The following is a 12,363-nucleotide window of genomic DNA, read 5'->3' on the forward strand; positions in this document are numbered from 1 at the left end:
ATTTATAGAATGGAGCTTTGCATTTTACGGAATTGTCTTAATAGGTTTTACGCAAATTGCTATTTTTCAATGCGGTGTTGACCGTACTGTTGAAGGTGCGTTGACTGTACCTTTGAAGGTGTGTTGAACGTACCTTTGAAGATGCGTTGATCGCCCGATCTAAGCAGCGTTGACCGTACGGAGCAAGATGCTTATGTCGAGGCTAACATGATGCTTGTGACGTACGATGCAATCATCTTGATGATACTGCCTTAGTCTTAATATGCAAATTAGTATCAGAATTAATTGCATATTAGCACACTACCTGTTGTGGTTATAAAAGTTTAAACAGACGTATTATAAATATTTTCTTGTGACCATTGCGTTCATAACTTACCTGAACAGCATTCTGAAAATACATCAAAAACAGCTATATTTACAGTCAGAATTAGCATTATGAAAGACCTTATGGGAAAGGCGATCCGGGATTATTACCATCAGGAAAATCCTCAGGATCTGCAGACTGAAACTTCAATCTCCGAACTGGATGAGCTTCCGGTTGCATATCTCTTCCGGGATTTTGAAGAAATGAATGAAATCGAACAGAGAGCTTTGGAACTGTCACGGGGAAAAGTCCTGGATATTGGTGCCGGCGCGGGTTCACATTCTTTATATCTTCAAAATGAAAGAAACCTTGATGTAACAGCCCTGGATATTTCTCCTAGATCCATAGAAGTTTGCCGATTGAGGGGAATAAAAAAAGCAGTAGCTGAGAACATGCTGCAATTCTCCGGTGAAACTTTTGATACGATCCTTTTATTAATGAACGGAACCGGAATTTTCCAAAGCCTCCAGGTGATTGATCTCTATCTTAAAAAACTGCACTCACTTCTGAATGAAAACGGACAGATCCTGATCGACAGTACCGATATTCTCTATATGTTTGACCGTGATGAAGACGGAGGGGTGTATATTCCGGCGGAAGGCTATTATGGTGAACTGGATTATATCGTTCATTACAAAGGAGAATCGGAAGACCCGATCAAATGGCTGTATCTTGATTTTAATACCCTGAAAAATGCTGCTGAAAACAATGGTTTTAAGATCGAAAAATTGCTTAAGGATGAAGATGCTTATCTGGCGAGGCTGACTAAATAAAATATAAGTCATTGCGAGGAGCAAAGCGACGAAGCAATCTCTTAATAATCTTAACCACTTAAATAACCTTAATGTTTCAATTTTTTAACCATTAAGATTCAATTAAGATTTTAAGAAAAGTTAAGTTTAATTTTAATAATCAAATAAGTATTAGACATGTCATGGTGAGACTGTCGAAGCATTCAATAAAACAAAAAATCCACATGAGTTTTCATGTGGATTCTGTTTATTTAAGAATGATGGATTACCCAATCTCAATCCCATTTTCTACATTGCTGTCGTCAGGGGTTACAAAAGATAATTTCCCGTCTGGTTTCGTTGTTAATAATAACATTCCCTGAGACTCGATACCTCTGATTTTTCTTGGAGCAAGATTTAATAAGATCATCACCTGCTTTCCAATTACCTCTTCCGGCGTAAAGCTTTCTGCAATTCCTGAAACAACGGTTCTTACGTCAACCCCTGTATCAACAGTCAGCTTTAATAATTTATCTGCTTTTTCCACTTTTTCAGCTTCAAGGATCGTGGCTGTTCTCAGGTCGATTTTTGTAAAATCATCAAAAGTGATCTCTTCTTTCATAGGGTTGGCGTTTGGATTGGTTTTTTTATTATTCTGTTTCGTCTGTTCTAATTTCTGGATCTGGGCTTCGATTACATCATCTTCAATTTTTGAGAAAAGGAGAGATGCTTCGTTGATGGTATATCCGGTTTCAATTAAAACAGATTTTGTTTCAACATCCTTCCAGCTTTGCTTTTCAACATTAAACATATTCAGTAACTTATCAGAACTGAAAGGCATAAACGGTTCACACAACTGTGCTAAAGCAACGGCGATCTGTGCGCCTACAAATAATGAATGAGCTGCTTTTTCAGGGTTATCCTTAATGGTTTTCCATGGCTCTTCAGTCTGAAGATACTGGTTTCCGAAACGTGCTAAATTCATTAAAGCTGTTAACGAATTTCTGAATTCATAATTTTCCAGGAAGCCTGAAATTTCTTTAGCCGATTTACTGATTTCCTGTAATTCAGGTGCATTAACATCACCTTGCGGAATAACGCCGTCATAATATTTATGAATCAGAACCGCAACCCTGTTGATAAAGTTCCCGAAGATTCCTACCAGCTCAGAATTATTTTTGGTCTGGAAATCTTTCCACGTAAAATTATTATCCTTTGTTTCCGGAGCTGATGAGAGAAGGGCATATCTCAAAACATCCTGTTGTCCGGGAAAATCTTCAACATATTCGTGTGCCCAGACGGCCCAGTTTCTTGAGGTTGAAATTTTGTCATTTTCAAGGTTCAAAAACTCAAATGCCGGTACATTGGCAGGCATGATAAAGTCACCATGCGCCTTCATCATACTTGGGAAAATAATACAGTGAAACACGATATTATCCTTTCCGATAAAGTGAACCAGATCAGAATCTTCGCTCTGCCAGTAGTCTTTCCAGTCTTTTCCGTTTTTCTCCGCCCATTCTTTGGTGAAAGAAATATAGCCGATCGGTGCATCAAACCATACATATAATACTTTGCCTTCTGCACCGGGAAGCGGAACAGGAACGCCCCAGTTGAGGTCGCGGGTCATGGCGCGCGGTTTCAGTCCGTCATTCAGCCATGATTTTACCTGTCCGTAAACGTTTGGTTTCCAGTCGTCTTTATGGCCTTCGATGATCCACTCATTCAGGAAATTTTCATATTCATTCAATGGGAGATACCAGTTTTTTGTTTCTTTCAGGATAGGAACATTTCCGCTCAGCATTGATTTAGGATTAATCAATTCTGAAGGAGAGAGCGTAGAACCGCAACGTTCGCACTGATCACCGTAAGCATTTTCGTTACCGCAATTCGGGCATGTTCCTACAATATAACGATCTGCTAGGAATTCCCCGGCCTGCTCATCAAAATACTGTTCAGACATTTCTTCCGTGAACTTTCCTTTTTCATAAAGAACCTTAAAAAAGTCCTGACTGGTTTCATAATGATTTTTAGAGGTAGTCCTTGAATATTCGTCAAATGAAATTCCTAAATCCGCAAAAGACTTTTTAATGATTTCATGGTATTTGTCAACAATATCCTGAGGAGTGACTCCTTCTTTTTTTGCTCTTATGGTAATAGGGATTCCGTGTTCATCCGAACCACAGATAAACGCTACGTCTTTTCCCAATCTTCTCTGAAATCTTGCATATACATCTGCAGGAATATACACACCTGCCAAATGTCCTATATGAACCGGGCCGTTTGCGTAAGGCAAGGCTGCCGTAATCATCTTTCTGTTCGACATTTATAGTAAGTTTTAGTGTGCAAAGATAACGAATATCTGCGGAATAGTATAAGGTGTCCTTTTTAAAGTGTTTTATAGTCTATTAATACGATCGGATATTACATTTAGTTAAACTCATGTTTAACTTTTTGTTAATTTTAATGTTGTGCTATGCGATGCATATTTTGTATTAATATATTGATAACTAGTGGATTAATATTAATTCATCGTTTAATTTACATAATTTTAACAATTTTTTTTAAAAATTTAAGATAATTATGTTTTTTTTTTAAATTGCAGCAGGCTCAGGCCGGTATGATGAAAAAAGTAACTATATAAAAAATAATATTGTGAGAAATTTTACAACGGTATTAAAAATTGCACCTGCATTTCTATTGGCAAGTGCAATGATTCATGCACAAACCAGTGACACTGCAACTAAAGAAAAAAAAATTGAAGAAGTAGTGCTCATTGGTTATGGAAAGCAAAAGAAAACTGATCTTACGGGATCGATATCTTCTATTACTTCAAAAGATTTTAACGCAGGTGCTTCAACTGCAGATCAGTTGATTATCGGAAAAACACCGGGAGTACAAATTACCGGAAACAGTGGTGCTCCGGGAGCTGGTTCAACCATTAGAGTACGGGGAGGATCATCATTTATAAATAATGATCCTTTAATTGTAATTGATGGTGTTCCTATTGATTTCAACAGTTTAAGTGGAGCAACAAATCCATTATCCTTAATTAACCCTAATGATATCGAAACTTTTGATATTCTTAAGGATGCATCTTCTGCAGCCATCTATGGAAACAGGGCTTCAAACGGGGTAATTTTAATTACTACTAAAAAAGGAACAACAGGAAAGTTTAAGGTGAATTTTAATACCAACTTTTCGGTTTCGACGAAAATGGGCAATGTTGATGTTATGAGTGCAGATCAATTCAGAAGTTTTGTAGACGCTTATGGAACTGCTGCACAAAAATCTTATTTAGGTAATGCAGATACAAACTGGCAGGATCAAATTTATCAGCAAGCTTGGGGAACGGATAATAATGTCGCTTTTTCAGGCGGTGTGAAAGGTTTACCATACAGAGTTTCGTTAGGATATAATGAACAAAACGGGATTGTAAAAACAAATGAATTTAGAAGAACATCTTTAGGATTAAATTTTTCACCGAAATTTTTTGATAATCATTTAACGGTTAATGGTAATTTTAAAGGAACTTTCTCTGAAAACAGGTTTCCTGATGGTGGTGCTATCGGAGCTTCCATTTATTTTGATCCCACACAGCCTGTTTATTCAGGAAATTCTAACTATGGAGGGTATTATGAATGGCTAGATCCTGCTAACACAGCAACAGGACTGAATGTGAACGGAACCAAGAACCCACTTGGTTTATTGTATAGTAAAAGAGATCTTTCTTCGGTATTCAGAATTATTCCAAGTTTGCAGTTGGATTATAAATTCCACTTCTTACCTGATTTACGTTTGAATTTAAATGGATCTTATGATTATGCAAAAAGTGACGGTTCTGTAAATGTCTCTAAAGATTTTGCTCAGGGAATAGGAACGCTGGGATCTTACAGATCTTATTCTCAAGAGATTAAAAGTAAACTATTTGAATCATATTTGAATTATGTAAAAAAAATTCAGGCAATTAATACTACTGTAGATGTAATTGGTGGTTATTCTTATCAGGATACTAATACAATCACTCCGGAGGCGCCCACTTACTATGGAAACGGAAGGAAAACGGATTTCTCGACTCCTGGCGATACACGAAGAACATTAGTTTCTTTTTATGCAAGAGGTATCTTTACTATTGCAGATAGATACGTTATTAATGGTTCAGTAAGAAGAGACGGATCTTCAACATTCTGGAATGGAAACAGAGATAATGTATGGGGTAATTTCCCGGCTGTTTCGGTTGCCTGGAAAGTTAATGAAGAAAGCTTTTTGAGAGATATTTCAACAATTAATTCATTAAAGGTTAGAGCAGGTTGGGGTAAAACCGGGCAGCAGGAAACGGGAACTTTCTATCCTGCCTTTGGTTCTTATTCTTATAGTAACAGTAGTACTGCACAATATCAGTTTGGGAATAATTTTTATACACTATTACGACCTGATGTTTATAATCCCAATCTTGTCTGGGAAACCACAACTACGAAAAATTTAGGATTAGACTTTGCCATTTTCAATAACAGAATCAGCGGTTCTTTTGACTATTTTGATAAAAAATCAGAAAATCTTATTTCCAAAGTACCTACTTGGGCAGGCGATCTAAGTAATTTCAATGTTAAAAATGTCGGAATTATTGCAAACAAAGGTTTTGAAGTAAATTTAAATATAGTTCCTGTCAGGAAAGATAATATAACCTGGGATGTTAATCTTAATGCAACCAGATTTAATCCAAAAGTGACAAGTTTATCTCAATATGTAGATGAATCATATAAAATTGTTGCGGGGAGTATTTCAGGAATTAATAACTATATTCAGGCTATAACAGTGGGCCAACCCTTAAATGCATTTTATGTGTATCAACAGGTTTATGACAATAATGGGAAACCGTTGGAAGGTATTTATGTAGACCGAAATGGCGATGGAAAATCTACTGAAGATGATAAATATTTTTATAAATCTCCGAATCCTGATGTAATATTAGGTTTTTCTACAAAAGTTAGTGTTAAAAAATGGGAATTTAGTACTGCTTTGAGAGCGGTTTTAGGAAATTATGTTTACAACAATTCGGCTTCTAACAGCTCCATTGCAAATATTCAGGCAAACAACTTTTTAAGTAATACGAATGTGAGCGTTCTAAGTACTCAGTTTGCAACAACACAACTTTTCTCTGATATGTTTATTGAAGATGCTTCGTTTTTAAGAATGGATAATTTCTCAATTGCTTACAATGTAGGAGAATTTATGGGCAAAGGAACGAATTTAAGAGTAAATGCAATGGCACAAAACGTATTTGTCATTACGAAATATAAAGGAATAGATCCTGAAGTTTTCGGAGGTGTTGATAACGGATTTTATCAAAGACCTAAAGTGTATTCAGTTGGCTTTAACTTTCAATTTTAATTTATCATGAACAATAAATATTTATATAAAAAGATTATTTTAGGATCTATTACATTAGGAACTCTGTTTTTCACAGGTTCATGTACACAAGATCTTGAAAGAGAACCTACCTTAGGATTAACTTCTTCTGTGTTATACAAAGATTTTAGTAATTATAAACCAGCTTTGGCTAAAATTTACGCGGGTCTTGCAATCGGGGGACAGGGAGACCAGAATAATGGTGATGCAAATACCGATATTGGAGGTATTGATGGAGGGTTTTCAAACTATCTTCGTCAGATGTACAGTATGCAGGTTTTAACTACTGATGAAGCAGTTATAGCATGGGCAGACGCTGGTCTTCCGGAAATGCATAGCATGACTTGGAACGCTTCCAATCCTTTTGTGGCTGCAATTTATTATAGAATATTCAATGTAATTGCTGTGAGTAATGAATTTATTAAGAATACCACAGACGAAAAACTTTCTTCAAATGGTATTGCAGGTAATGATCTTACAGAAGCAAAATATATGCGTGCCGAAGCTCGTTTTTTAAGAGCACAATCATATTATCACGCATTGGATCTATTTGGAAATGTCCCTTATGTAACAGAAACTACCGATATTATTAATACACCGCCTCCAAGAATTGTGAGAGCAGAGTTATTCAAATATGTAGAATCAGAACTCTTAGCATGTGCTAACGAATTAAAAGATGCCAGAACAAATGAATATGGCAGGGCGGATAAAGCCGCAGCATGGGCATTATTAGCAAGATTATATCTTAATGCTCAGGTGTATACAGGTACTGCAAGATATACAGACTGTATTACTTATTGTAATAAAGTTATCAGTGCAGGATATGCATTAAAAACAAACTACGCATCACTATTTATGGCTGATAACAATGTAAGCAATCCTGAAGTTATTCTATCTGTAAATTATGATGGTACGAGTACCAGAACGTATGGAGGATCAACCTTCATGGTGCATGCTGCAGTTGGAGGGTCAATGCCTGCTTCGCAGTTTGGAATCAACGGAGGATGGGGTGGTTTAAGAACAACAAAGGCATTTGTTAATTTGTTTACTCCTAATGACCAAAGGGGTAATTTTTACACCAGCGGGCAGAATTTAGAAATAAATAATGTAAGTACGTTTACAGATGGATACGCATTCATAAAGTATAAAAATATTAAATTCTCAAACGGAGCTCCTGGTTCAGATGCTTCCGGTGATTTTGTAGATGCAGATATTCCTTTATACCGTTTAGCAGATATATATTTAATGTATGGTGAGGCAGTTGCAAGAGGGGGCTCCGGTGGTAGTACAGCTACGGCCTTGGGTTATGTGAATGCTTTGAGAACAAGAGCAGGGGCAAATACAGTTGGATCTATTAACACAGATTTCTTTTTGGATGAAAGAGCCAGAGAATTATCGTGGGAAGCAACTAGAAGAACAGATTTAATCCGTTACGGCAAGTTTACATCTTCATCATATTTATGGCCATGGAAAGGAGGGGTGAAAGATGGAAAAGCAGTTGAGGATTATAGAAATCTATTTCCAATTCCTGCAAATGATATCGTGGCAAATCCTAATTTGATTCAAAATCCTGGATACTAATATTAAACACTTTAAAAATGAAAAATATATTTAAATTTTTAGTTTTTGGGCTGATTGCAGTTATGCTTTTTTCATGTGAGAAAGATGAGGATCAGGCTGTTTTGCAAAAACCTTCTGCATCTACCCTTAAAGCAGATAAAGCTACTTTAGTTTTAATAAAAGATAATGCATCTCAAACAGGTATTACATTCGATTGGACGAATCCTGATTATAGTGTTGCAGTAGCACAAAAAAATCAGCTCCAGATTGCAGTTAAAGGAACAAACTTTGCAACGCCAAAAAATGTTGATTTGGTAGACGGAACAAAAAAAGTTTCTTATACCGTTGCTGAATTTAATAATGTATTATTGGACGCAGGATTAGCACCTGGTGTTGCCACTGATATAGAAGTGAGATTATCTTCAAAGCTGGGAAGTTTTGATGCTGTCAAGTCTAATGTTGTTACTATTAAAGTGACACCTTATATTACGGAGTACCCATCTTTCTACATTGTTGGTGATGCTTCAGCTGTAGGATGGAATGCGGGAGGATCTCAAATGCTTTATAAGAAAGATAATTTGTCAACTATTTACACTTATCTGGAGAATGGTAAATACTTTAGATTTTTAGGACAGCAGGATTGGGGACCGTTAAATTATAGTATGGATGTTGCGGGAATGAATGCAGGAAACAGATACTTTAAAACATGGTCTACTAATTTATCGCCTTCAACCCCTGAAAATATGCAATTTACGGGTGCTTCCGGAATGTATAAAATCGTTATAGATGCAGACGCTACTGTAAAGTCAATTACTGTTTCAGCTTCGCCGATCAATAATTGGAATCCTGCTAATTTGTATCTTGTAGGAACAGTGAACGGATGGAATTCCGGAACAGCTATTCCAATGACAAATTTAGGAAACGGGAAATTTGAGCATACTATCGCTCTTCCGGCTGCTTCAGAATTTAAATTTTTAGGACAGCAAAGCTGGGGAGATCTTGACTGGGGAAATATTTCTGCTGATGGAAATACCGGCTATTTGGGTTCGAAAGGAAGTAATGGAAATATTAAATTTGACGGAACAGGAGGTAGTTATAAGATTTCTGTAGATATAAAATTAGGAACTTATAAAATACAGCCTTTGTAGGGTGAAATTATATTAAATTTACATAGCAAAGTGTTGCTGAAAAGCAGCACTTTCTTTATTTTTAAAAGTTTATAAATAATCATTATGAAGAAAATTACAGTGGGAGCGTTATTGTTCTCAACAATGTTTGTTGGTATTAATGCCCAATCCTTACAATCTCCTGACGGAAAGTTTGAGATGAACTTTCAGCTAAAGCAGGGAATTCCGTATTACAATCTGAAATATAGCGGAAATGTAGTGGTGGAGGATTCTAAATTGGGGCTGAGATTATTTAAAGATACCGCCATTAAATTTGCTTCGGAAATTGCAAAACCCGGAGATGCCAAATTTGACCTCAACAACGGCTTTACCAAAACAGAAGAAAAAAGGGATTCTAAAAACGAAACCTGGCAGCCTGTGTTGGGAGAGAAAAAAAATTATATCAATCAATACAATGAATTGGCGGTAACTCTTCATCAGGACGATACAGATAGAAATATTGTGGTTAAATTCAGATTGTTCAATGACGGATTGGGTTTCAGGTATGAATTTCCACAGCAGAAAAACCTTAACTATTTTGTCATCCGTGAAGAAGATTCCGAAATTGATTTTCCAACGGATATGAAAGCATGGTGGATTGCAGCGGATTACGACTCCCAGGAATATCAGCCGCAGACAACAAAAATCTCTGAAATTCCGGCGAGATGGCCGAATTCATTCGACAGTAATGCGTCGCAGCAAATGGTGCCGAATGCCGTACAGTCTCCTTTAATGTTGAAAAAAGAAGGTAAAGATCCTTTATATGTAAATGTTGGTGAAGCTGCGGTGTTAAATTATCCTGCTTCACATCTTGAAGTAGATCCGGTTAATTTTAAATTTAAAACACACTTAACTCCCGACAGACAGGGTGCAAAAGGATATATCCAAACCTCTTCCGTTTCCCCGTGGAGAACCATTATTGTGTCCCCGAAAGCAGAAGAAGTTTTAGCATCTAAAATGATGTTCAACCTGAATGAGCCTACAAAATATACAGACACCTCGTACATTCACCCTACAAAATACATGGGTGTCTGGTGGGAAATGATCATCGGAAAATCACAGTGGGCGTATTCCACAGCTGAAAACGTTCATATCGGAGTCACGGACTTTTCCAAATTAACACCTAACGGAAAACATGCCGCGAATAATACGAAGGTAAAAGAATATATCGATTTTGCGGCAGCCAACGGTTTTGGCGGATTACTTATCGAAGGATGGAATGCCGGCTGGGAAGACTGGTTTGGACATTCAAAAGAATTTGTTTTCGATTTCATCACACCTTATCCTGATTTTGATATCAAAATGCTTAACGATTATGCGCATTCAAAAGGAATAAAGCTCATCATGCACCATGAAACTTCAGGTTCGGCCACGAACTATGAAAGATGGGCAGACAAAGCCTTCAAATTAATGAATGACTATGGTTATGATGCCGTGAAAACGGGTTATGTAGGAGACATCATACCAAGAGGTGAACATCATTATTCCCAGTGGACGATCAATCATTTCTATAGAATTGCAGAAAAAGCGAATGAATATAAAATCATGGTGAATTCTCACGAATCGGTAAGACCGGGAGGAGAGAGCAGAACGTACCCGAACTGGATTTCAGCAGAAGCAGCAAGAGGAACAGAATTTGAAGCCTTTGCAGGAAACAATCCGGATCACCAGACGATTCTACCATTCACGAGATGGATGGGAGGACCAATGGACTATACGCCGGGGATTTTCCAGACGAAACTGGATTATTACTTCCCAGGAGACAATCGTTTTGTAAAAACAACACTGGTAAAACAGCTCGCTTTGTATGTGGTGATGTACATGCCGCTTCAGATGGCTGCAGATTTACCGGAGAATTACCAGAAACATATGGATGCTTTCCAGTTTATTAAAGATGTCGCTGCAGACTGGGATGATACGAAGATTTTATCGGCAGAACCGGGAGATTATATCATCACGGCCAGAAAAGCAAAAGGCACAGAAAACTGGTTCGTAGGAGGGATCACCGACGAAAACAAACGTGAATATACGGTAGATTTTTCATTTTTAGATAAAGGAAAAAAATACGAAGCCACGATTTATGAAGATGGAAAAGATGCGGATTACATCAACAATCCACAGAGTTACAATATCTACAAAAAACAGATCACAAGTAAGTCTAAAATCAATTTTAAAATGGTGAGAAGTGGCGGTTTCGCAATCTCTATCAAGCCTGTAAAATAATTTTAAATAATTAAAACCTTACAGATTATTCTGTAGGGTTTTTTTAACACAAACTCCTATGATAAAAAGAATTATAAATCCCATTCAAATGCCGTTTTGGTGGCAGGATTTTCTGTTTACTATTCCCAGAATAGTGTGTGGATATTTACTGACTAGCGACTTTGGAGCCGCAAAATTTGGCTTGCCGTGGTCTCCGGAAGATAACAATTTGAAATTTTTTGAGGTAGCTTTCTGGTTTCCAAATGATGTTTCTGAATACGGAGGGATTTTTGCAATGTTTCCCGCATTCTTTGCGTGGATGGGAGCATTCAGTGAAGGAGTGGGAGGGATTTTTTTATTATTGGGACTGTTTACCAGACCTTTTGCAGTTCTTATTTTCATTACCATGTTCGTAGCTGCATTTTTTCAGCAGGCCAGTCAGGGTGTCTGGAATATGTTGCCGGCAATGGGAATTATGTGGTTGAGCTTATTTTATATCATTTTAGGCTCAGGAAGATTGGGATTAGATTATCTAATTGCTAAAAAAATGAGCAGATGAATAAAATAGTACTTCTTATAATCTCTTGTTTTATAATGAGTGGCTGCGTTCAGAAGGCATATAAGCAGACTGTAATTTACACCCTCAAAGTTCCCGCCCAGACAGAAGTTAAATCCATTGGGATAAGAGGAAACGATAAACCCTTGAGCTGGGAGCAGGACACCAGACTCGAAAAAATAAATGGCGATAATGTATATCAGGCGAAAGTAACCTATTTAACGGGTTATAAATTCACGGAAGTAAAATTTACATTGAATGGAGAATATGAACTTCAAAATATGCCGAATCGGAGGGTGGAATTTAAAAATTCGGGGATAACATATTACAATGCAGTTTTTAATCAGCCGGTAAAATAATATTTAAAATCACTCATGT

Annotated in this window: 8 protein-coding genes; 7 read left to right on the plus strand and 1 reads right to left on the minus strand. The window is 37.0% G+C overall.

Translation table 11 applies throughout. The features are described 5' to 3' along the window. The first annotated feature begins 435 nt into the window (after positions 1–435). Positions 436–1,137, plus strand: a complete 702-nt coding sequence (locus tag U9K52_RS03280; protein ID WP_322925340.1) for a class I SAM-dependent methyltransferase — start codon at positions 436–438, stop codon at positions 1,135–1,137. A 244-nt stretch (positions 1,138–1,381) separates the two neighbouring features. Here the strand turns inward: U9K52_RS03280 and metG are convergent, their stop codons facing one another. Then, the gene (gene metG, locus U9K52_RS03285) at positions 1,382–3,418 is read right to left on the minus strand and encodes a methionine--tRNA ligase (RefSeq protein ID WP_322925342.1); all 2,037 of its coding nucleotides are present in this window, start codon (positions 3,416–3,418) and stop codon (positions 1,382–1,384) included. Positions 3,419–3,747: 329 nt separating this feature from the next. On the opposite strand from metG, the gene U9K52_RS03290 reads away from it, so the two are divergent. The 6 genes from U9K52_RS03290 (at position 3,748) to U9K52_RS03315 (ending at position 12,344) form a co-directional block, all read left to right on the plus strand. Further along, on the plus strand, positions 3,748–6,483 hold the full coding sequence (locus U9K52_RS03290) for a SusC/RagA family TonB-linked outer membrane protein (RefSeq protein ID WP_322925344.1): 2,736 nt from the start codon (positions 3,748–3,750) through the stop codon (positions 6,481–6,483). A 6-nt stretch (positions 6,484–6,489) separates the two neighbouring features. Continuing rightward, positions 6,490–8,082, plus strand: a complete 1,593-nt coding sequence (locus U9K52_RS03295; protein ID WP_248392448.1) for a RagB/SusD family nutrient uptake outer membrane protein — start codon at positions 6,490–6,492, stop codon at positions 8,080–8,082. A 17-nt stretch (positions 8,083–8,099) separates the two neighbouring features. Then, on the plus strand, positions 8,100–9,209 hold the full coding sequence (locus U9K52_RS03300) for a SusE domain-containing protein (protein ID WP_322925348.1): 1,110 nt from the start codon (positions 8,100–8,102) through the stop codon (positions 9,207–9,209). Between the two features lie 84 nt (positions 9,210–9,293). Continuing rightward, positions 9,294–11,450 (plus strand): glycoside hydrolase family 97 protein, encoded by a 2,157-nt coding sequence (locus U9K52_RS03305; RefSeq protein WP_322925351.1) that lies wholly within the window; start codon positions 9,294–9,296, stop codon positions 11,448–11,450. A 58-nt stretch (positions 11,451–11,508) separates the two neighbouring features. Then, a complete protein-coding gene (locus U9K52_RS03310; RefSeq protein WP_312176009.1) occupies positions 11,509–11,988 on the plus strand; it encodes a DoxX family protein in 480 nt (159 codons plus the stop codon). Then, complete coding sequence (locus tag U9K52_RS03315) at positions 11,985–12,344, plus strand: hypothetical protein (protein WP_263603576.1); 360 nt, start codon at positions 11,985–11,987, stop codon at positions 12,342–12,344. Before U9K52_RS03310 ends, U9K52_RS03315 begins: the two co-directional genes overlap by 4 nt. The last annotated feature ends 19 nt before the right edge of the window (positions 12,345–12,363 follow it).

This window comes from Chryseobacterium sp. MHB01 (assembly GCF_034651565.1).
GTDB classification, from domain to species: Bacteria; Bacteroidota; Bacteroidia; order Flavobacteriales; family Weeksellaceae; genus Chryseobacterium; species Chryseobacterium nepalense.